Genomic DNA, 20,236 nt, shown 5'->3' with positions numbered 1-20,236 from the left:
CTACAGGGTAGCGGTGAATCATGCCGCGACTCTTCAGAATCCGAGTCTGCCCAACTGCTTCGCATCACGCTGCCAGTCTTTTGCGACTTTCACACGGATGCTCAGAAACACCTGCTTGCCCAGAAGTGGTTCGATCGAGGCCCTGGCCCGCGCACCGACTTCGCCGAGCCGTGCCCCCGACTTGCCGATGATGATGCCCTTCTGACTGTCGCGCTCCACGAAGAGGTTCGCGTAGATCTCGATCAGGTCGCGGTCGTCGCGCTCGATCATGTCGTCGATGGTCACCGCGATGGAGTGCGGCAGCTCGTCTTGCACGCCTTCGAGCGCCGCCTCACGAATGAGCTCGGAGACACGCGCCTCGATGCCTTCGTCGGTCTTCTGGTCGTCGGGGTAGAGCTTCTCCGACTTCGGCAGCAGCTTGATCAGCTCGGCCGTCAGAATGTCGAGCTGCAGGTTGCTGGTCGACGAGATAGGAATGATGGCCTCCCAGTCGCGCAGCTGCGACACGGCGAGCAGCGCCTCGGCCACCGCCGGGCGCGATGTCGCATCGATCTTGGTGACGATGGCGATCTTTTTGGCACGAGGAAACGCATCCAGCTGCTCGTTGATGAACTTGTCGCCCGGGCCGAGCTTCTCGTCGGCGGGAACGCAGAAACCGATCACATCGACATCGCCCAGGGTGTCTTGCACCACGGCGTTCAGCCGTTCGCCGAGCAGCGTGCGCGGGCGGTGCATGCCGGGGGTGTCGACCAGAATGAGCTGGCCGTCGGCGCGGTGCACAATGCCGCGAATCGCCCGCCGTGTGGTCTGCGGCTTCGAGCTGGTGATGGCGACCTTCTCGCCCACGAGCGCGTTGGTGAGGGTTGATTTGCCGACGTTCGGCCGGCCGACGAACGAGACGAAGCCCGCCCTGAAGTCGGGGTCTTCTACGATTTCTGAGCCGATCATGCGAGCCCCTTTTCGGGTGTTTTCTGTGGTTCGGGTTGTCTTTGCACGATGACCGTGCTGATGCGTTTGCGGCGGCCGTCGGTTCGTTCGGCAGTGAGGGTGAGGCCCGCGACCTCGGCGACCGAGCCTTGCACCGGCAACCGGCCGAGTGCCTTGCCGAGCAGGCCGCCCACGGAGTCGACGTCGTCGTCGTCGAGTTCGAGCCCGAACAACTCACCGAGTTCGTCAACCGGAAGGCGGGCGCTCACTCGGTAGACACCGATCGACAGCTCTTCGACCTCGACGACCTCACGATCGTATTCGTCGGAGATGTCGCCCACGAGTTCTTCGATGAGGTCTTCGAGTGTCACGAGCCCGGCGATTCCGCCGTATTCGTCGACGACCATGGCCAGGTGGTTCGACTCGAGCTGCATCTGTCGCAGCGTATCGTCGACCTTCTTCGACTCCGGTATGAACAGCGCCGGCTTCGCGAGCGCGGCCACGGTCACCACGTCGACCTTTTTCGGCTTCTCATGGCTGAGACGCGCGGCGTCGCGAAGGTACAGGATGCCCGTGATCTCGTCTACCGATTCGGCGACCACGGGCATCCGGCTCACCCCGCGGCTGAGAAAAAGCCCCATGCTCTGGCCGACCGTTGCGCCCTGTTCGACCGTCACCATGTCGGTGCGCGGAATCATGACTTCGCGAACCACCGTGTCGTTGAACTCGATGATGGAATGGATCAGTTCGCGGTCGTCTTCTTCGAGCACGTCGAGCTCGGTCGCCTCATCGACCATGCTGAGCAACTGTTCTTCAGACGAGAACGTCGCCGAACGAGGGCGCCCTGGCGTGACCCGGTTGCCGATGGCGACGAGCGCGTTCGCGATAGGCCCGAGCAGAACCCGCAAGAAGTGCACGAGCACTGCAGTCAGCCGCAGCACCGTTCGGGAGTGAACGCGGCCGACACTGCGTGGGCTCGACCCGACCAGCACGAACGAGACCCCGGTCATGATGAGAATCGAGAGCACGAGGGCGAGCCAGATCTCGTCGAGACTGAACGCCAAGGCAATGGTCACGAGCACTGCAGCCGACGTTTCGACCACGACTCGAACGAAGTTGACCACGTTGACGTGCGCGCCGGTGTCTTCGGCGATGGCCCGCAGGGAGCGTTTGGCACGCGAGTGTTCGGCCAGCTCGAGCATGTCGGCACGCGACAGAGACGTCATTGCGGCATCGGCGGAGGCGAAGAGGCCGCCTAAGACGACGAACACAATGGCAACCGCGATGAACGGGCCGACGAGCGAGAGGGAGTTCATGTGCGGCGGCGGCGCTCCTTCATGGCAAAGCCCACCAAAATGTCGCCCTGAATGCCGAACATCTCTTTTTCTTCGGCCGGCTCAGCGTGATCGAAGCCGAGCAGATGCAGAATTCCGTGCGTGGTCAGCAGCAGCAGTTCATCGAGGGTGGAGTGGCCGGCGGCCTGCGCTTGCGACTCCGCGACCTGCGGGCAGAGCACGACGTCGCCGAGCAGCCCGGGCGGCGTCGGCGCCTCTTCGGTGCCGGGGCGCAGTTCGTCCATCGGAAAGCTGAGCACGTCGGTGGGGCCCGGTTCGTCCATCCACTGCACGTGCAATTGCTCCATGGCGGCTTCGTCGATCAGTACGATCGCCAGTTCGGCATCAGGATGCACGTGCATTTGCTCGAGCGCGTAGGTCGAGAGCCGCAGCAGTGCGTTCTCATCTACCTCGATCGACGACTCGTTGTTCACTTCGATGCTCATTCGGGGTCTCCCTGGGTCATGCCGTCGTGTACTGCCTGGGCCACCGGCGCAGCAGCCGAATCCCGCGGCGCCTGCGCAGCCGGCGCCACTTGCGCAACCGGCGCCACCTGCGCGGCTTGCGCCGCGACTGTCGCCGCCGCCACGGCCGCCGCTGTCGCTCGCCGCTCGGCGGCTTGGGCTCGATTGGCGAGTTGAGTCTGCTCGTACCCGGTGTACGCGTCGACGATCTGACCGACCAGCGAATGCCGAACCACATCGGCGCTGGTGAGCGTAGCGAAGTGAATGTCGTCGATGCCGTCGAGCACCCCGCGAACCACCTGCAGCCCGCTGGTGCCCATGGGCAGATCGACCTGAGTGATGTCACCGGTGACCACCATGTGCGAGCCGAAACCCAGCCGGGTGAGAAACATCTTCATCTGCTCGGGCGTGGTGTTCTGCGCTTCATCGAGCACGATGAACGAGTCGTTGAGCGTGCGACCGCGCATGTACGCCAGCGGTGCCACCTCGATGGTGCCCGTGGCCAGCAGCTTCGGCACCACCTCGGGGTCGAGCATTTCGTTGAGGGCGTCGAACAGCGGGCGCAGATAGGGGTCGATCTTGTCGGTCAGCGAGCCGGGCAGGTAACCGAGACGCTCGCCAGCCTCAACCGCGGGCCGGGTCAGGATGATGCGGTTGACCTCTTTGCGCTGCAGCGCCTGAACGGCCTTCGCCATGGCCAGGTAGGTCTTACCAGTGCCGGCCGGCCCGATGCCGAACACGATGGTGTTCTCGTCGATAGCGTCGACGTACTGCTTTTGACCGAGCGTCTTCGCACGCACCGTGCGGCCGCGGGCACTCAAGATCGGCTGGCCGAGCGCGTCTGACGGGCTCTGCGACGTACCCGAATCGAGCATGCGCGCCGAGGCGGTGACCTCTATCTCGGTCAGCTCTTCGTTGCCGTTTCGCACCATCTCGACGAGTTCTTCGACGAGGCGTCTGGCCGACTCCACGTCGTCTTCGGGGCCCTGCAGCGTGATCTCGTTGCCTCGCACGTGCAGCCCCACATTCGGGTATTGCTTTTCGACGAGAGTGACGAGTCTGTCTTGCGGGCCGAGCAGACGCACCATGGCCAGCCCGTCGACGTGGATGACGGCGTCAGACAGGGTGCCCGCTCGGGGCCGAGAGCTCGCACGCAGACCGCCGCCTGCCGCCTGATGGTCAGAACGTGCCAAGTGATCCTTCTTCGCTAGCCCCGCCCGGCCAAGCCAGTACGTGGGCGTGTACATGAAACACGGTTTGCCCGGCCCCGGGGCCGGAGTTGAAGATGAGCCGAAAATCGCCGTCGGAATGCTCGGCAGCAAGCTGATTCGACACGGCGACGACCTCGGCGAGAAGCCCGGGGTCGCCCGCAGCGAGCTCTGTCACGTTCGCGTACTGCTCTGTCTTCGGCACGACGAGAATGTGCACCGGCGCCTTGGGAGCAATATCGGCTATGGCGATCACGCGCTCGGTCTCGGCGAGAATGGTGGCCGGAATCTCGCGCGCCACAATGCGGCTGAAGATCGACGGTTCGGCTGAAGCTGACATACCTCCATCTTAAGCGGCCCAGCTGACAGGCCGCCCGCCAGGCGGCACCCTGTGGATAATCCACGTAGCGTGACGCTTGTGCAGGAAGAGATAGCGACTACCAGCGCTTCAGCAGCACGTTCAGCGCCACGAGCGCGGCCGGCCCCGCCGTCGAGGTGCGCAGGATGCCCTCCCCCAGCTTCACGGCCGTGGCGCCCGCCTTCGTGAGGTCGTCGAGCTCGCGCTCGCTGATGCCGCCCTCTGGCCCCACCACGAGCACGATGTCGGGCAGCGTCTGGTCGGCGTTTTGGGGCACTCCCGCACCGGCGACCTCACTCTGAATGACCCCAGAGAGATCGACATCGCTGAGCGAAACCTCCGCAGTCGGCTCGAGCACCAGCACGCACGTCGACGAGGCGAGGGCCAAGAGATCTTTCGTGGAATGCAGCCCCGCAACCTCCGGAACCCAGGCGCGAATCGACTGCTTCGTCGCCTCGCGCACGATGGTGCGCCACCGCTCGACACCCTTCGCCACCTTGTCGCCCGCCCAGCGCACCACCGAACGCTCGGCAGCCCACGGCACCACACCGTTCACACCCAGCTCGGTGGCCGTCTGCACGGCGAGTTCGTCACGATCGCCCTTGGCAAGGGCCTGAACCAGCCAAATGGTCAGCTCGGGCACCGGTTCGTCGATCACTTGCGTCACCGCAATGCTCAAAACCGTTGCAGACACGGCGATGACCGGGCCACGCACCAACAGGCCACGCCCGTCGCCGATGCTGGTCTCTTCGCCCACGCGCATCCGATTGACCTTGACGGCGTGCTTCTGTTCGTCGCCGTGCAGCGAAACGACGCAGCTCACGTCGTGCGGAATGTCGCGCAAATCATCGCGCAGGTAGAGAGAACTCACGCCCAGAGCCTATCGATGCTTTCGAGACCGGTCAGTTCAAGAACCGGTCGCGCAGCTTCGAGAAGAGGCCCTGTTGAAACTGCCCGAGCGAGGGCGCGGGGTACTTGTGCGCGGCGGCCAGCTGCTTGACCAGCTCTTTCTGCTTGTGGTCGAGCTTCGTGGGCGTCACCACCTGAATGCCGATCTTGAGGTCACCGCGACCACCGCCGCGCAACTTCGTCACGCCACGCGACTTCACCGTGACAACCTCAGAGCTCTGGATGCCCGGCTTCAGTTCGACCTCGACGTCGCCGTCGAGCGCATTGACCGTGGTGGTCGTGCCGAGCACCGCATCCCACATCTGCACCTCGAGCGTGCACAGAATGTCGTCGCCGTTTCGGCTGAAGATGTCGTGGTGCCGCACCTTGACCTCGAGGTACAGGTCGCCCTGCGGCCCGCCGGCGGGGCCGACCTCGCCCTGAGACGGCATCTGCAGTCGCAGACCAGTGTCGACGCCGGCCGGAATGTCGACCGGAATTGTGCGGCGAGCTCGCACGCGCCCTTGACCCTGGCAGGTGACACACGGCGCCGGGATGATCGTTCCGAAGCCACGGCAGGTGCCGCACGGTGAGCTCGTCAGAACGTTGCCGAGCAGCGAACGCACGGTGCGCGAGATCTGACCCGTTCCGTGGCAGATGTCGCAGGTCACCTCAGACGTGCCGGGCTGAGCGCAGCTACCGTGACAGGTCTCGCAGAGAATTGCGGTGTCGACCTCGAGGTCGCGGTGCGTGCCGAAGATGACTTCGCCGAGGTCGACCTCGACGCGCAGCAGGGCGTCTTGACCGCGTTCGGCCCGCGAGCGAGGCCCGCGCTGACCACCCTGCTGGCCGCCGAAGAACGTTTCGAAGATGTCGCCGAACCCGCCGAATCCCTGAGCGCCCCCGCCACCACCGCCGAAACCGGCCTGCGGCCCGCGATCGTAGCTCTGGCGCTGCCCGGGATCACTCAGAACGTCATAGGCGTGGGTCACTGCCTTGAAGCGCTCTTCGGCATCCGGATTCGAATTCACGTCAGGGTGCAGCTCACGGGCCAGCCTGCGGTAGGCCTTCTTGATCTCGTCGGGAGTCGCAGTGCGCTCGACGCCGAGAACGTCGTAGTGGTCAGCCACGAAGGGCTTCTCCTTTGTTCTGGGGGGATGTTGGTAAGGAAGTACTGAGGGAGCCTTCGAGCGGAATCAGGATTCGCCGAGGCTTTTCGAGAGATAGCGGGCGACGGCGCGAACCGCCTGGATGTTCGTGGAATAGTCCATGCGGGTCGGCCCGAGCACTCCGAGCCGGGCTACCGCGCCGCCCGCCGAGCTGTAACCGCTCGCGAGCACCGACGTCTCAGCCAGACCGAACGAGGCGTTCTCGCGGCCGATCGACACAGAGATGCCGTGCTCATCGGCCTGCATCTCGCTGAACAGGCGCAACAGCACTACCTGCTCTTCGACCGCTTCGAGCACGGGCAGAACGCTGCCGACGAAGTCACCCTCGGTGCGCACCAGGTTCGCGGCACCCGCGATGATCAGCTTCTCCTGCCGATTGGCCACGATCTGCTCGGCGAGTGTTGCAGCGATGAGGTTCACGCTCGCCCGCCACTCAGGAAGGAAGTGGTCGGCGAAGTGGGGCAGCGCGGCGGCAGCCTCATCGAGCCCGAGACCGGAGATGGTGGAGTTGGCGCGGGCACGAACATCCACCAGAAAGGCGTCGTCTGCGTCGACGGGGAGCTCGAGAATGCGCTGTTCGACGTGGCCGGTGTCGGTGATGACCACCGTGAGCAGGCGTCTACTCGAGAGGGCGACGAGTTCGACGTGCCGCACCTTGGCCTGCGAGAGCGACGGATACTGCACGAGCGCGACCTGCTGGGTGAGCTGGGAGAGCAGCCGCACGGTGCGCGCGAGCACATCGTCGAGGTCGACAGATGAGCCGAGAAAGGTCTCGATGGCCTGCCGTTGTGCGCTCGACAGCGGCTTGAGCTCGCTCAGGTGATCGACGAAGAGGCGGTAACCCTTGTCGGTGGGAATGCGGCCCGACGAGGTGTGCGGTGCGACGATGAGCTCTTCTTCTTCGAGAAGGGCCATGTCGTTTCGAATCGTGGCGGCCGAGACGCCGAACGAGTGCCTGTCGACGATCGACTTCGAGCCGACCGGTTCGCGCGAGGCGACATAGTCGTGCACGATGACGCGAAGCACTTCGAGGCTGCGTTCAGAAACCACCACGTGCCACCTTTCTCGCCGCCGGGCGCTTAGCACTCCAGTATTCGGAGTGCCAATTATATAGCGCGAGGCTTGAGGTCTGCCGCGTGCGGCGTTCGGTGCGCGCCTGCACCGCCGAGCATCCACGGCGCCTGACCGCCCGGTCAAGATTGTGGCGAGTAAACGACACACTGAGCAAATATCATTGCATCGGGCTACCTGCGCGCGTTATCTTGTGGGAAACATCATGTGGGGAAACGTACGAAAGGCCCTCTATCACCATGTCTGACCCAAACGCGACGCCGCCCTACCAGCCGCAGTCAGCGGCCGGCGCCCCTCTCTCGGCCGCCGACGACAAGTTGTGGGCGAGCCTCGCGCACTTCGGCAACATCATTCTGCTGATTCCCGCACTGATCATCTATTTGGTCTTCAAAGACCGCGGTGCGCTGGTCAATCAAGAGAGCAAAGAGGCTCTGAACTGGACGATCAACGTCACCGGCGCCATCATCGTCATCAACATTCTCTCGACGATTTTCGGCTTCATTCCCTTTGTCGGCGCGATTCTCGGCCTCCTGCTCACTCTGGTCTGGGTCGCGGTCTTGATTGTGAACCTGGTATTCGCCATCATCGGTGGAGTGCGGGTCAATGGCGGCGGTACCTATCGCTATCCGTTCAACTACCGGTGGATCAAGTAATCGAAAGGGCCTGACATGTCGAACGTTCCTCCTCCCCCGCCCCAAGGGCCGCCCGTGCCACCGGCCGGGCCGCCTGTTCAGCCACCTCAGGGTGCCTATGCGGCACAGCCGCCGCTACGGCCAGAAGACCAGCGTCTCTGGGCGACCCTGATTCACGTCGGCGGCATCCTCTTCGCGTTCTTGCCGTCGCTGATCGGGTACCTGGTTCTCAAAGACCGCGGTGAGTTCATCAAAGAACACACGAAGTCGGCGCTCAACTTTCAGATCACCATGCTCATCGCCTACATCGTCGCAGCGATTCTGACCTTCGTGATCATCGGCATCATCTTGTACTTCGCGGTGATCATCGTGATCATCATCTTCAGCATCATGGGAGCGATCGCGGCGAACAAGGGCGAGCTGTACTCGTACCCGAAGTGGTGCACGATTCAGTTCATCAAATAATTCTCTAGGTCAGGCGCCGCACCACGGCGTCGGCCAGAAGCCGCCCTCGCAGGGTCAGTTCTATCGACCCGGCGAAGGCGGCTTTGGCGTTAATGAGCTCGTCTGCAATGAGGCCGGCCACCTCGCGGCGCGCCTCGGGCGCGAGAGAGTCGATTGTGAGGCCCGAGCGGATGCGCGCGAGCAAGAGCACCCGCTCGATCTCGCGCGAATCGGCGCCTGGCGTTTCACGCCCCGCCGCGGGCGAAACTCCGGCGAGAATCCGGTCGGCGTAGGCGGCGGGGTGCTTGACGTTCCACCAGCGCGTGCCGCCGATGTGACTGTGGGCGCCAGGGCCGATTCCCCACCAATCGTGCCCCTGCCAGTAGGCGAGGTTGTGGCGGGAGCGAAACTCCGTTGCGGGGGTGGCAGGGCCGGTGAGAGCGTCGGGGCGGGGACCGGCCGACGACCCTGGCGCCGCGCCTGAATCTGCCGCCACACTGGCACGCGACCAGTTACTCACCTCGTACCACTCGTAGCCTGCGGCGTCGAGCCGGGCATCCACCAGCTCGTACATGTCAGCTTCGAGGTCGTCGTCGGGTTCGGGGTAGACGCCCGAGCGAATCTGGCGGGCGAGCTTGGTGCCCTGCTCGACGATCAGCGCGTAAGCCGAGAGGTGGTCGGGGGCCATCGCGAGCGCCGAATCAACAGAACGGCTCCAGTCGTCGAGGGTCTCGCCCGGGGTGCCGTAGATGAGGTCGAGGCTAACCTGAAGCCCGGCGTCGCGCGCCCAGCCCACGACCTGCGGAACACGTTCGGGGTCGTGGGTGCGGTCGAGGGTCTGCAACACGTGCGGCACGGCCGATTGCATGCCGAAACTCACCCGCGTGAATCCGGCGGCCGCGAGGTCGGCGAGGTAGCGGGCGTCGACAGAGTCGGGGTTCGCCTCGGTGGTGACCTCGACTCCAGTCGCCAGCCCCCAGGCATCGTCGACGGCGCGCAGCATCTCGATGAGCTGATGGGTGGGCAGCAGGGTGGGCGTGCCGCCGCCGAAGAACACGGTCGAGACAGGCCGCGGTGCGATCTGCGATTCGGCGAGCACGCGCGCGGCGAACTCGACCTCGAGAATCGCCTGCCCCGAGTAATCGACCTGTTTCGCGCCCCGCAGCTCACTCGACGTGTAGGTGTTGAAGTCGCAGTACCCGCAGCGCACCCGGCAGAACGGCACGTGCACATACACGCCGAACGGATGCCCGTGCGAGAGTTCACTCGTTCCCTCGGGCAACCTCCCGTCGGCCGGCGCGGGGTCGCCGAGCGGAAGCGCGCTACCCACGAGCAGGCAGCAGCGCGCGCAGATACTGCTTCGTTGCCTTGCGCTGTTGCCACCGAACGAGCGGGCTGCCGAGCTTGAAGTACCACGTGCTGGGCCGCGAGAAGCTCCGAATGGTCACCCACACCGAGTCGTCGGCACGCCGTTCGACCATGAAGCTCTCTTCGCCGGTCTCAGGATGCCCGGGCAGGGTGCCGTAGGCGAAACCCACCCGATGTTCGTCGTTGGTCACCGAGACCACGCGCACCGGGGCCACGAACTTCACCCCGAACACGTGCACCACCAGCTCCGCCGAAACACCGGGCGCCACGTGAGGCGTGCCGTCTTCGGTGTAGACATGGCCCTCGCCCGGTTCGCGCGGACCGATCGGGGTGCCATCGGCGTCGTAGATCAACCCGGCGTACTCGGAACCGGTGCCCGGCGGCAGCTCGATGTTCTCGATCGTCATACCGCTGCCGCGCTGAATGCCCCAGGTGAGCACGGCTTCAGCCGCCGACTCGAACCGCTCGTCACCTGAGCCCAGCCGCACGGTCGCCTCGAACGGCCGAAACCCTTTCGGCGGGTAGTACATCAGGTCGTCGGCCTGGCTCGCCCCGATGGCGGCATACGTCAGCGCTTGCCCGCTGTGCGTCGACCGGGTTCGAATCTGCTCACTTGCCATGATCTGCGAGCTTACTTCTTGTCTTTTGTTTCGGTATCTCCACTGAGTGCTGCAATAAAGGCCTCCTGCGGAACCTCGACGCGACCCACCATCTTCATGCGCTTCTTGCCCTCTTTCTGCTTCTCGAGCAGTTTGCGCTTGCGGGTGATGTCACCGCCGTAACACTTTGCCAGAACGTCTTTGCGCATGGCGCTGATCGACTCGCGGGCGATGATACGCGCGCCGATGGCCGCCTGAATCGGTACCTCGAACTGCTGGCGCGGAATGAGCTTCTTGAGCCGCTCGGTCATCAGCACGCCGTAGGCGTACGCCTTTTCGCGGTGCACGATGGCGCTGAACGCATCGACGGCCTCACCCTGCAACAGAATGTCGACCTTCACAAGGTCAGCGACCTGCTCGCCGATGGGTTCGTAGTCGAGGCTCGCATAGCCCTGCGTGCGGCTCTTCAGGTGGTCGAAAAAGTCGAACACGATCTCGCCGAGCGGCATCTTGTAGTGCAGCTCGACGCGGTCGGTGCCCACGTATTCCATGCCGTCGAGGGTGCCGCGGCGGCCCTGGCAGAGCTCCATGATCGTTCCGACGTAGTCTTTGGGCGCCAGGATGCTCGCCTTCACCATCGGCTCGCTCACGCTCGCGATTTTTCCGCCCGGAAACTCGCTCGGGTTGGTGACTGTGACGCTCTTCTTGTCGTCGGTGGTCACCTCGTAGATCACGCTCGGCGCCGTGGCGATGAGGTCGAGGCCGAACTCGCGCTCGAGGCGCTCGGTGATGATCTCGAGATGCAGCAGGCCGAGAAATCCGCAGCGGAAGCCGAACCCGAGGGCGACGGAGGTCTCCGGTTCGTAGACGAGTGCGGCGTCAGAGAGCTTCAGTTTGTCGAGGGCTTCGCGAAGGTTGGGGTAATCCGAGCCGTCGATGGGGTAGAGGCCCGAGAAGACCATGGGCTTCGGCTCGGAATAGCCCTTCAGTGCGACGGTCGCGGGCTTCGCGAATGTGGTGACGGTGTCGCCGACTTTGCTGAGCCGAACATCCTTCACGCCCGTGATCAGGTAGCCCACCTCGCCGACCGCGAGACCTTTCGACGGCGTCGGCTCGGGTGAACTCACGCCGATCTCGAGCACCTCGTGCGTCGACTTGGTGCTCATCATCATGATCTTCTCGCGCGGCGTGAGCTTGCCGTCGATCATGCGCACATAGGTGACCACGCCGCGGTAGGCGTCGTAGACGGAGTCGAAGATCATGGCGCGGGCAGGAGCATCCGCATCGCCCTTCGGGGCCGGGATGCTCGCTACAACGAGGTCGAGCAGCTCTTCAACGCCCATGCCGGTCTTGCCGCTGACCCGCAGCACGTCTTCGGCCTTGCCGCCGATGAGGCCGGCGAGTTCTGCCGCGTACTTGTCAGGGTCGGCGGCCGGCAGGTCGATCTTGTTGAGCACCGGGATGATCGTGAGGTCATTGTCGAGCGCCAGATAGAGGTTGGCGAGCGTCTGCGCCTCGATGCCCTGCGCCGCATCCACCAGCAGAATGGCGCCCTCGCACGCGGCGAGCGAGCGGCTGACCTCGTAGGTGAAGTCGACGTGGCCGGGGGTGTCGATCATGTTCAGCGCGTAGGTCTGGCCGTCGAGGGCCCAGGGCATGCGCACGGCCTGGCTCTTGATGGTGATGCCGCGTTCGCGCTCGATGTCCATGCGGTCGAGGTACTGGGCGCGCATGTCGCGATCGGAGACGACGCCGGTGATCTGCAGCATGCGGTCGGCCAGAGTCGACTTGCCGTGGTCGATGTGCGCGATGATGCAGAAGTTGCGGATGAGCGCGGGGTCGGTCGACGCAGGCTGGAGTTGCTGTACTGCTCTGGGGCTCACGCGTTCCTCTGGCTTTTCGGCATTAGTGCCCCTTAGTTTACGAGATCAACCTGGGCACGTGGTTCTGGTCGGGAATCGCGGGCACGTTGTGGGTGTTGGCTGGGGCATGAGCATCTTTCTCACCGGCGCGACGACGCGTTCGTCACGGCGATCTTCGCCGGGCTCGAGGGCAGCGACAAGCCTTACGTGCACACCGGCGGAATCTGGGTGTTCGGCGATGGGGCCTCGATCACCGAGCAGTCGCCGACGAACCCGCCGGCTATTACGTCATGGCGTGCCGCGGTCGAGAAACGGGTTCTGGATGCCGAAGGGGTCAAGACCACCATCGTGATGCCGAGCATTGTCTATGGCTACGGCGCGAGCATCCCGAACACCGTCGTCGACGCCCCGCGTACCTCGGGCGACGGGGGCGACGGCGCGCCCGCGCTGAAGCTCATCGGCAGCGGCTCGCAGCATTGGACGACGGTCTACGTCGACGACCTCGCCGCGCTGTACGTGCTCGCTTTCGACCGTGCGACGGCCGGCAGCATCTACCTCGGCGTCGGGGGGCAAAACCCCATCGTGCGTGAGCTGGGGGTAGCCGCGTCGTTCGCTGCGGGGCTCGAGGGGCGCGTCGAGCCGTCGACGGCCGAGGAAACCTACGCCGTGCTCGGCCAGCCGTTCGGCGACGCTCGGCTGCTCGACCAGCAGGCAGCCGGAACATTGGCTCGCGCCGACCTCGGCTGGGAACCGAAGGGCCCGTCGCTCACCGACGAGTTGCGCACCGGCTCCTACGCGCCTGGCCGCTGACGCCGCCGCCGCCGCCGCAGCAGCCGCTCGCACGGCCGCGTCACGCGACTGCACTTTCGAACGGGATCGCGGGGTCTGACGCACTATTGCGCGCAGATGGGCTGTTTTCCGTCGAAGCGGAATCAAGCGCGATGGTGGAGCGGAGGTTCGAGCGCGTTCGCAGGCGGGGCCGTCAGGCGCGTGCCGGGGGCAGCGACAGGCGACGGATGCCCGTTTGGATGGCTTGGGGGTGGGTGTCGCACCGGCAAACCTCACCTGAACTCTTTTAATGAGTAAATCTCTGTTATTGTCTGGGAATGAAATACTCCAATCCGCGCGGCCGCCGCGCCGTCTTGTCGTGCTTCGCCGTCGGCCTAGCCTCAGTGGCACTCCTCATTCCCGGCGTGTCAGCGATGGCTCGTGACCAGAACGTGGTCGTCGATGTGGTCCACAATCCGATTCCCGTCATCGACGGATCAGAGGTCGGTGTTGCCGCCGATCCCGCGGCTCATCGCGTTTATGTGTCGAACGCGGTGAACGGCTCGGTGTCGGTGATCGACACGACAACGAACGTTGCCACCGTGCTGCCGAAAGATATGAACGCGGGCCCGACACCCACACCGAACGGCCTCACAGTGGATCCCGCTGCGCACAAGCTTTTCGTAGCGAACACGAACAGCGAGTCGGTCTCGGTCTACGACACCCTCACCGACACGGTGATCGACACCATCTCGAACCCTCGAGGCATCGGCTCGGGACCGATCGGGGTCGCAGACGGGGGTAATGGCTACATCTATGTGAGCATGTTCAATGACGGAACGGTCGCGGTCATCGACGCCGAATCCGACGCGGTGAAGACCATCATTGCGTCGAGCGGCACGATGGGTATCGGCCGCAAGCCGATGGGAATCGCGGTCGACGCGGCGAAGCACGAAGCTTACGTGGCGAATTCACTCGACTCGACCGCTTCGGTGATCGACACCGACACGAATACCGTGACGAACGTAATCGCTCACGACAGTGCAACCGGCATCGGTTTGAATCCGCAATCCGTGGCCATCGACTCAGGTCGCCACGAGGCCTACGTAGCAAACGCCGTAGACGGCACAGTGTCTGTGATCGACACGTCCACGAACGCGGTGGTCGACGTCATCGCTCACGACTTGATTCGAGGAATCGGCACCAATCCGCTAGGAGTCGCGGTGGACTCGACCACTGACCGGGCCTATGTCACTAACTCGAGAGACGACACCGTCTCTGTTATCGACACCTCGACGAACAAGGTCACTTCGTTGATTGCCTACAACGCCAACAACGGCATCGGCGCTTTCCCCCTCGGTATCGCAACCGACGAACAAGCGCATCTGGCATACGTTGCCAACAGCACTGACGCGACTGTCTCGGTGGTCAGCACCGGATCAAGCCCGGCGATCACGTCGGCGGCACCGCCCGCTGCAACCGTAGGTCAGCGTTACTCGTTCACCTTTACTGCGACCGGAGCGCCGACACCCACCGTCGCGGTGACGGGCTCCTTGCCCGATGGCCTCGCCTTCGACCCTGCGACCGCAACGATCTCAGGTACACCGACGACAGCGGGCACCTTCGCGATCACCGTGACCGCGAGCAACACAATCGCGCCCGCCGCGTCGATGGTTTATTCGCTCGCCGTTGACGATGCCGTGGCTCCGCCGAGTGGAGGCGGGTCTGCGGGCAGTGGCGCGGCGGGCGGCGATGGCAGCGGCGGTCACCTCCCCACGGTCAGTGGCTAGGCAGATCGGAACCACTTTCGGCGGAGATGAGGCCATGTGCCGCGGTATTGCCGGCGAAAAGGCTGTGCTCAGCCGAAAGTCACGCGAGCCGCGGTCGAGGTAGTCGACGGATGCCCGTTTCGATGTCACGGGCATCCGCAGCTACACACAGGCGAATCCAGCCCTCACCGTGGCGGCCGAAGGCGCTGCCGGGCGCCACCGCAACACGTTTTTCGAGCAGAAAGCGCTCGGCCCACTCCGCCACGTCACCGTTGGTGGCATAGGAGATGTTCACCCAGAGGTAGAAAGCTCCCGACGGCTCGAGGTACTCGATGCCGAGTTCGCGCAAGAGTTCGGTGGCCGCGGCGAGGTTGTCGCGGTAGTGATTCGCCGCCGACACCACGTGGTCTTGCGGGCCCGTGATTGCGGCCACTGCGGCGAGCTGAGCGGGGGTGTTGATGCAGCTGACAATCGCCTCTTGGGCGGAGCGCATCAGCGGTGCCATTCCGGGCGGCGTCACGAGATAGCCCACCCGGGCACCCGTCAGGGCGTAGGTTTTCGAGAGCGAGAACACCGAGAAAACACGGTCGTCGGTGTCGAGTGACGCCACGCTGGTGTGCAGCGCGCCATAGGTGAAACATTCGTAGACCTCGTCGCTGAGTATCCACAGGTCGTGTTTTTTGGCGAATGCCAGTAATTCTTCGATGACCGACTTCGGAAAGATGGCGCCCAGCGGGTTCGAGGGCGAGTTGATGATGATCATGCGGGTACGCGCCGTGATCAGCCGTTCGAGCTCGTCGAGGTCGGGCAAGAATGCTCCGGATGCTCGCAGCGTGTACGGCACCGGAACGGCCGAGATCATGCGAGCGTTCATGGCGAACGTCGAGTAACCCGGGTCGGGCAGCAGCACTTCATCGCCTGGCCCGAGGACCAGGGTCATGGCGAGGAACAGCGCGTGCATACCGCCGTTCGTCACCCACACCTGCTCGGTGTCGACCACCATGCCGTTCTGACTGGCGAGCTTATCGACGATGGCGGCCCTCAGTGGCGTGATGCCGCCGTTCGGCGTGTAGTTGGTCTCATCGGCCTGCCAGGCCGCAGCAGCCGCCTCGAGAATGTGCGGTGCGACCTCGACATCTGGCTCGCCGACGGCCAGAAACACGACGTCGTCGAGCGACTGAGCGAGCTCGAAAATGCGCCGGATGCCAGAAGGGGGAACAGAATCCATGTGTGCTGCGAGACTGGGCATGTACGAAACGCTAGTTGACGCGCCGCGAGATTGTTGTTCGGGCTCGCACCTGGTAATGTTGGTTGTTGGCTTGCGTGCTCTGCACAACTGCCTGACGCCGCTACGCTAATGACCTTTGTCTCTCATGACCTTTGTCTAGCGGGCTCCGGCTCTTGCAATGCAGACCACGACATCACACACTTCAACCAGATCAGATACAGAGGGTATTTCAGTGGCAAACATCAAGTCGCAGATCAAGCGCAACGGCACCAACAAGAAGGCGCAAGAGCGCAACAAGGCCGTCAAGAGCGAGCTGAAGACCGCCATTCGCGCCGTCAAATCAAGCGTCGCCGCAGCCGACAAAGACAAGGCTGTTGCCGCTCTCGCGCTGGCCGGCAAGAAGCTCGACAAGGCCGCCAGCAAGGGCGTCATTCACAAGAACCAGGCCGCGAACCGCAAGTCGGCCATCGCGAAGAGCGTCGCCGCGCTGTAGCCACAACCTCTCGAAAAGCCCCGTCGGCCGGCGGGGCTTTTTGTTGTGCGCTAGCAGCCAGGCCGTTTGTGCGCCGGAGGCACCGCGTGTTAGCGCTCGCCGCGCGCTGACACTGTCGCGATCATCCGCTCGAGGGAGTACACCGGGTCACGCCCGCCGCCTTTGATGTTCTCATCGGTCTCCGCCAGCATCTGGATGCTGCGGCCGAGGCCCTCGCCCGTCCACCCTTGAAGGTCACGGCGCGCCCGGTCGATCTGCCAGGGCGCAAGGCCCAGCTGACCCGCGAGCTGCCCTGAGCCGCCCCGGGTGCCGAGCACTTTCGCCATGGTGCGCAGCTTCATGGCGAAAGCGGCAACCATCGGCACAGGGTCTGCGCCGGTCGCGAGAGCGTGCCTCAGCAGTGCCAGCGACTCACCGTACCGACCAGCGATGGCGCTGTCTGCGACGGCGAAGGCGTTGGTCTCGACGCGCCCGGAGTAGTAGCGGGCAACGGTGGCTTCGGTGATTTCGTCGCTCGTGTCGGCGATGAGCTGCCCGCAGGCGCTCGAGAGTTCAGCCAGATCATCCGCAAACGCCGAGACCAGTGCGCGTATGGCGCTCGGCGAGACCCGGCGCCCCGCGGCCCGAAACTCGGCGACCGAGAAGTCGTACCGCTCGGTGTCTTTCTTCAACTCCGCGCAGACGATCTCGATCACGTCGCCCGTGCTCGCGCGCACCGCGTCGAGCAGCCGTTTGCCGCGCACTCCCCCACCGTGGCGCAACACCACGTAGGTGTCATCAGCCGGGTACGACAGATACTCGATGGCTTCGAGAATGAACGAGTCAGTGCTCTTCTCGACCGACGAGACCCTGATGAGCCGGGGCTCACCGAACAGCGAAGGGCTCGCCATGGTGAGCAACTCACCGGGCGCGTAGCTCGCTGCGTCGATGTCGCTGATCTCGAGACTCGGGTCTTCGGCCTTCAACAGGTCGCGCAGCTGGCGAATCGAGCGCTCAGCCAGAAACGACTCGGTGCCCGACACGAGAATGACAGCCGCGGGCCGAATCTGCTCCCACGAGAGCTGCGGAATCACCGGCGCCGGTGACTTGGCAGACTCCTTCGCCGCGCCCCGCGCGGGCGCCGATCGTGAGCCTCGCGTTACCGCCATGACCACCTCATTTCTTCTTTTCAACCCTAGCCGCACCGTCTGACCACACCGAAAGCCCGGCCGCGGTCGGGGTGAGCACAATCATTCCCAACAGGTCGGTTCGGTAGGCGATGGTCTGTGCCCTGGCGAGTATTCCGAGCAGTCGGTCGGTGGGATGCCCGTACCGGTTGTTCATGCCCACCGAGATGAGCCCGACCGTGGCAGAGATCGCCTGATAGAAGTCTTCGCTCTGATCGGCGCTACCGTGATGCGCGACCTTCACCACGTCTTCGTGCGATAGCGTGTTGGCGGCCATCACCAGGCGCTGCGAGTCTTCGCCCAAGTCGCCGAGAAACAACGACCTGATCGCGCCCGTGAACTGAACGGTCACGCAGGCGTCGTTTCCGCGAAGCGTAGTGCCTTGTTCTGGCCAGAGGATGCTGTAACTCAGGTCACCCAGAACGCCGGTGTCTCCGCGGGTGGGGTGCCGAACATCCGCACCGCCCTTCGTCAGCGAATCGGCCATGGCAGCATCGTGCCCATCTTCGGGTGGGCCGAGCATCGCGGTCACCACATGGCCGAGCACCGCACTGAGGCCTCCCACGTGGTCGAGGTCGTAGTGGGTCAGAACGAGCAGGTCGATGGTCGTGATGCTGAGCCGATGAAGGCACACGGTGAGCAGTGCCGGGTCGGGGCCGACGTCGATGAGGGCGATGTGGCCGGTATCGGGGTCACGCACCACGACTGCGTCGCCCTGCCCGATGTCGCAGGCCGCGATGTGCCATCCAGCGGGCCAGCTGCTGCCGGCTAGACCACCCCCGGTGCCACCGCCCAGCGCCCCGCCGATGCCGGCACCCGCGTAGATCGTGACCGTCAGAACCACGACGGCGGCCGACCCGATGCGCAGCAGCGTGACTGGCGCAAGGCGGCCGCGACGCGCAAGCCGCGTGCGCGGGTGCGAAGTGTGGCGCCTGATCCGGCGAGCGCGGGCCGCCGCAGACTCTCGCGCGAAGATTGCCACGAAGGCTGCTGCGGTCAAGACCACGACCAGCGCAACGCCGAGGGCACCACCCGGCCACGGGATGCTCGACCCGGGCGCCTGGGCGAAGAACGTGGATACGCCGGCGATCCACGAGGCCGGAACCCATGTCAGCCAGGCTCCGACGGGCGCAACACCGGGAACGACGGCCCCGACCACACACGAGATCAGCCCGACGACGGTTGCGACAGGTGCGGCCGGCTCAGCCAGGAGGTTGGCCGGCACGCTGTAGAGCGAAATACTGGGCGAGAGCAGCACCAGAACGGGCTGACACGCGAGTTGCGCGGCGAGCGGCACGGCGATGACAAGCGAAAGCCCCGCCGGAAGCCAGCGGCAGAGCAACTGCTGCAACGGCCTCGTGAGCAGCAGCAAGCCGCCCGTGGCGAGCACGGAGAGCGCCAGCCCATAGTTTCGAGCCAGCCACGGGTCGGCGACGAGCATGACGATCGACGCGAGCGAGAGCGCAGGCAGCCCGCGAGGCGATCGACCTGAGGCGAGGGTGATCAGCACGATGGTGGCCATGACCGCGGCCCGCACCACGCTCGACGACGGCGTGACGAGCACCACGAAACCCGCCATGACCACGAGCGACAGCACAATGCGCCATCGTTTCGACAGACCGATGGCTCCCCCGAGCAGCATGATGGCGGCCACGACGACGGCGCAGTTCGCTCCCGACACTGCGGTGAGGTGACTCAGTCCGCTCGTGATCATGCTCGAGTTGAGTTCTTCGCTCACCAGGCTCACATCGCCGATGGCAAGACCCGGAACCAGCTGTGCACCATCGCCCGAAAGGCCGCCGACACTGTTTCGAAATTGCGAACGCAGCTGATTCGCCCAGGCGAGGTACGCGGGCGCTACCGTCACGGTTTCGGGCCAGCCCTCGGCGAAAACCAGGTACACCACGCTTTCGCCGGGGTCAGTCGCCTTGAGTGTGCCGGTCAGCCGAAGCTGACTGCCGAGGTCGGGGTGGATGCTCGTGTCGTCGCTCGTTCGCAGAAACACGAGTACGGGCATCCGCAGCTCGCTCTCGTGCCCACCCGCATCGACCCGAGTCGCCGTGGCAGAGAAACGTATCGACGACTCGGGGCCCGAAAAGCCTTCTGCGTCAGACTCGACGGACGTTGAGCCCACGGTGACGATCAGCGTGACACTGTGCCCGTCGAGGGCGGCGACATTGTCAGGGCTGCGCACCGGCAACTGTGTCGCAATGGAGATGCACAGCACGCCGATACTGGCCAAGGTGAGAGTGGTGACGCCGACTGCCAAAGATCGAAAGCGGCCAGGTCTGATGCGTTTCTTGTGGTGAGCCACCAGTGTGCTTGCTGCTGGCACGATGAGCGCGCCAAGAAACGCGCTCGCGCCGAGAGGAAGTGCCCAGTTGCCAACCACGTCGGGTGAGAAGCCCACCAGAATCGCAGCGGCGAGCCAGCACGCGGCTGCCGGTGCGACGAGGCGGAGATCGGAGATCATCGCGGGAGCCTCGGT

At 64.5% G+C, this 20,236-nt stretch carries 19 protein-coding genes; 5 read left to right on the top strand and 14 right to left on the bottom strand.

Annotated features, from left to right (window positions below; genetic code table 11):
• Positions 1-33 precede the first annotated feature (33 nt).
• The 8 genes from era to hrcA form a co-directional block, all read right to left on the bottom strand.
• Positions 34-948 carry a GTPase Era gene (gene era, locus IEX24_RS18500; RefSeq protein WP_188681074.1) on the bottom strand — a complete coding sequence of 305 codons (915 nt, stop codon included), beginning with the start codon at positions 946-948 and terminating at the stop codon, positions 34-36.
• Positions 945-2,243 carry a hemolysin family protein gene (locus IEX24_RS18495; RefSeq protein ID WP_188681072.1) on the bottom strand — a complete coding sequence of 433 codons (1,299 nt, stop codon included), beginning with the start codon at positions 2,241-2,243 and terminating at the stop codon, positions 945-947. Before IEX24_RS18495 ends, era begins: the two co-directional genes overlap by 4 nt.
• Entirely contained in the window at positions 2,240-2,707 is a 468-nt protein-coding gene (gene ybeY / locus IEX24_RS18490) for an rRNA maturation RNase YbeY (protein ID WP_188681069.1), read from the bottom strand. The genes IEX24_RS18495 and ybeY overlap by 4 nt, the downstream gene beginning before the upstream one ends.
• Entirely contained in the window at positions 2,704-3,813 is a 1,110-nt protein-coding gene (locus tag IEX24_RS18485) for a PhoH family protein (RefSeq protein ID WP_229715568.1), read from the bottom strand. Before IEX24_RS18485 ends, ybeY begins: the two co-directional genes overlap by 4 nt.
• A 91-nt stretch (positions 3,814-3,904) precedes the next feature.
• Positions 3,905-4,273, bottom strand: coding sequence for an HIT domain-containing protein (locus IEX24_RS18480; protein WP_188681065.1), 369 nt, complete (start codon positions 4,271-4,273; stop codon positions 3,905-3,907).
• Between the two features lie 97 nt (positions 4,274-4,370).
• Positions 4,371-5,162 carry a 16S rRNA (uracil(1498)-N(3))-methyltransferase gene (locus IEX24_RS18475; RefSeq protein ID WP_188681063.1) on the bottom strand — a complete coding sequence of 264 codons (792 nt, stop codon included), beginning with the start codon at positions 5,160-5,162 and terminating at the stop codon, positions 4,371-4,373.
• Between the two features lie 31 nt (positions 5,163-5,193).
• A complete protein-coding gene (gene dnaJ, locus IEX24_RS18470) occupies positions 5,194-6,309 on the bottom strand; it encodes a molecular chaperone DnaJ (RefSeq protein ID WP_188681062.1) in 1,116 nt (371 codons plus the stop codon).
• A 66-nt stretch (positions 6,310-6,375) separates the two neighbouring features.
• A complete protein-coding gene (hrcA, locus tag IEX24_RS18465; protein ID WP_188681168.1) occupies positions 6,376-7,398 on the bottom strand; it encodes a heat-inducible transcriptional repressor HrcA in 1,023 nt (340 codons plus the stop codon).
• Positions 7,399-7,658: 260 nt separating this feature from the next.
• Between hrcA and IEX24_RS18460 the strand changes: the two genes are divergently transcribed.
• Both IEX24_RS18460 and IEX24_RS18455 read left to right on the top strand, forming a co-directional pair.
• Positions 7,659-8,072, top strand: a complete 414-nt coding sequence (locus IEX24_RS18460; protein WP_188681060.1) for a DUF4870 domain-containing protein — start codon at positions 7,659-7,661, stop codon at positions 8,070-8,072.
• Positions 8,073-8,087: 15 nt separating this feature from the next.
• Entirely contained in the window at positions 8,088-8,516 is a 429-nt protein-coding gene (locus IEX24_RS18455; protein WP_188681058.1) for a DUF4870 domain-containing protein, read from the top strand.
• A gap of 4 nt (positions 8,517-8,520) precedes the next feature.
• Here the strand turns inward: IEX24_RS18455 and IEX24_RS18450 are convergent, their stop codons facing one another.
• From IEX24_RS18450 to lepA, 3 genes are read right to left on the bottom strand one after another with little or no spacing between them, the layout of a single operon-like run.
• A complete protein-coding gene (locus IEX24_RS18450; protein ID WP_188681056.1) occupies positions 8,521-9,825 on the bottom strand; it encodes a coproporphyrinogen-III oxidase family protein in 1,305 nt (434 codons plus the stop codon).
• Positions 9,818-10,483, bottom strand: a complete 666-nt coding sequence (locus IEX24_RS18445; protein WP_188681054.1) for a DUF1990 domain-containing protein — start codon at positions 10,481-10,483, stop codon at positions 9,818-9,820. Before IEX24_RS18445 ends, IEX24_RS18450 begins: the two co-directional genes overlap by 8 nt.
• 11 nt (positions 10,484-10,494) lie before the next feature.
• On the bottom strand, positions 10,495-12,345 hold the full coding sequence (gene lepA / locus IEX24_RS18440; RefSeq protein WP_188681052.1) for a translation elongation factor 4: 1,851 nt from the start codon (positions 12,343-12,345) through the stop codon (positions 10,495-10,497).
• Between the two features lie 186 nt (positions 12,346-12,531).
• Between lepA and IEX24_RS18435 the strand changes: the two genes are divergently transcribed.
• Together IEX24_RS18435 and IEX24_RS18430 are read left to right on the top strand one after the other, a co-directional pair.
• A complete protein-coding gene (locus IEX24_RS18435; RefSeq protein WP_229715559.1) occupies positions 12,532-13,134 on the top strand; it encodes an NAD-dependent epimerase/dehydratase family protein in 603 nt (200 codons plus the stop codon).
• 296 nt (positions 13,135-13,430) lie between these two features.
• Positions 13,431-14,882: a putative Ig domain-containing protein gene (locus IEX24_RS18430; RefSeq protein WP_188681050.1), complete on the top strand. Its 1,452-nt coding sequence runs from the start codon at positions 13,431-13,433 to the stop codon at positions 14,880-14,882.
• A 79-nt stretch (positions 14,883-14,961) separates the two neighbouring features.
• Here the strand turns inward: IEX24_RS18430 and IEX24_RS18425 are convergent, their stop codons facing one another.
• On the bottom strand, positions 14,962-16,110 hold the full coding sequence (locus tag IEX24_RS18425; protein WP_188681048.1) for a pyridoxal phosphate-dependent aminotransferase: 1,149 nt from the start codon (positions 16,108-16,110) through the stop codon (positions 14,962-14,964).
• A 211-nt stretch (positions 16,111-16,321) separates the two neighbouring features.
• Here IEX24_RS18425 and rpsT point away from each other — a divergent pair, with 211 nt between their 5' ends.
• Positions 16,322-16,582, top strand: coding sequence for a 30S ribosomal protein S20 (gene rpsT / locus IEX24_RS18420; protein WP_188681046.1), 261 nt, complete (start codon positions 16,322-16,324; stop codon positions 16,580-16,582).
• Between the two features lie 89 nt (positions 16,583-16,671).
• On the opposite strand, the gene holA is transcribed toward rpsT, so the two are convergent.
• Both holA and IEX24_RS18410 read right to left on the bottom strand, forming a co-directional pair.
• Complete coding sequence (gene holA / locus IEX24_RS18415; protein WP_188681044.1) at positions 16,672-17,730, bottom strand: DNA polymerase III subunit delta; 1,059 nt, start codon at positions 17,728-17,730, stop codon at positions 16,672-16,674.
• 7 nt (positions 17,731-17,737) lie between these two features.
• The gene (locus tag IEX24_RS18410) at positions 17,738-20,221 is read right to left on the bottom strand and encodes a ComEC/Rec2 family competence protein (protein ID WP_188681042.1); all 2,484 of its coding nucleotides are present in this window, start codon (positions 20,219-20,221) and stop codon (positions 17,738-17,740) included.
• Positions 20,222-20,236 lie beyond the last annotated feature (15 nt).

The sequence above is a fragment of the Subtercola lobariae genome, from assembly GCF_014640255.1.
GTDB classification, from domain to species: domain Bacteria; phylum Actinomycetota; class Actinomycetes; order Actinomycetales; family Microbacteriaceae; genus Subtercola; species Subtercola lobariae.
The sequence above is the reverse complement of the archived record's forward strand: the minus strand, read 5'-3'. Positions and strand labels throughout refer to the sequence as shown.

What these genes read in the sequence shown, in the direction of transcription:
- era (WP_188681074.1), bottom strand. Translation starts at nt 948, where the DNA reads ATGATCGGCTCAGAAATCGTAGAAGACCCCGACTTCAGGGCGGGCTTC.
- IEX24_RS18495 (WP_188681072.1), bottom strand. Translation starts at nt 2,243, where the DNA reads ATGAACTCCCTCTCGCTCGTCGGCCCGTTCATCGCGGTTGCCATTGTG.
- ybeY (WP_188681069.1), bottom strand. Translation starts at nt 2,707, where the DNA reads ATGAGCATCGAAGTGAACAACGAGTCGTCGATCGAGGTAGATGAGAAC.
- IEX24_RS18485 (WP_229715568.1), bottom strand. Translation starts at nt 3,813, where the DNA reads ATGGTGCGTCTGCTCGGCCCGCAAGACAGACTCGTCACTCTCGTCGAA.
- IEX24_RS18480 (WP_188681065.1), bottom strand. Translation starts at nt 4,273, where the DNA reads ATGTCAGCTTCAGCCGAACCGTCGATCTTCAGCCGCATTGTGGCGCGC.
- IEX24_RS18460 (WP_188681060.1), top strand. Translation starts at nt 7,659, where the DNA reads ATGTCTGACCCAAACGCGACGCCGCCCTACCAGCCGCAGTCAGCGGCC.
- IEX24_RS18455 (WP_188681058.1), top strand. Translation starts at nt 8,088, where the DNA reads ATGTCGAACGTTCCTCCTCCCCCGCCCCAAGGGCCGCCCGTGCCACCG.
- IEX24_RS18445 (WP_188681054.1), bottom strand. Translation starts at nt 10,483, where the DNA reads ATGGCAAGTGAGCAGATTCGAACCCGGTCGACGCACAGCGGGCAAGCG.
- IEX24_RS18430 (WP_188681050.1), top strand. Translation starts at nt 13,431, where the DNA reads ATGAAATACTCCAATCCGCGCGGCCGCCGCGCCGTCTTGTCGTGCTTC.
- IEX24_RS18425 (WP_188681048.1), bottom strand. Translation starts at nt 16,110, where the DNA reads ATGCCCAGTCTCGCAGCACACATGGATTCTGTTCCCCCTTCTGGCATC.
- holA (WP_188681044.1), bottom strand. Translation starts at nt 17,730, where the DNA reads ATGGCGGTAACGCGAGGCTCACGATCGGCGCCCGCGCGGGGCGCGGCG.
- IEX24_RS18410 (WP_188681042.1), bottom strand. Translation starts at nt 20,221, where the DNA reads ATGATCTCCGATCTCCGCCTCGTCGCACCGGCAGCCGCGTGCTGGCTC.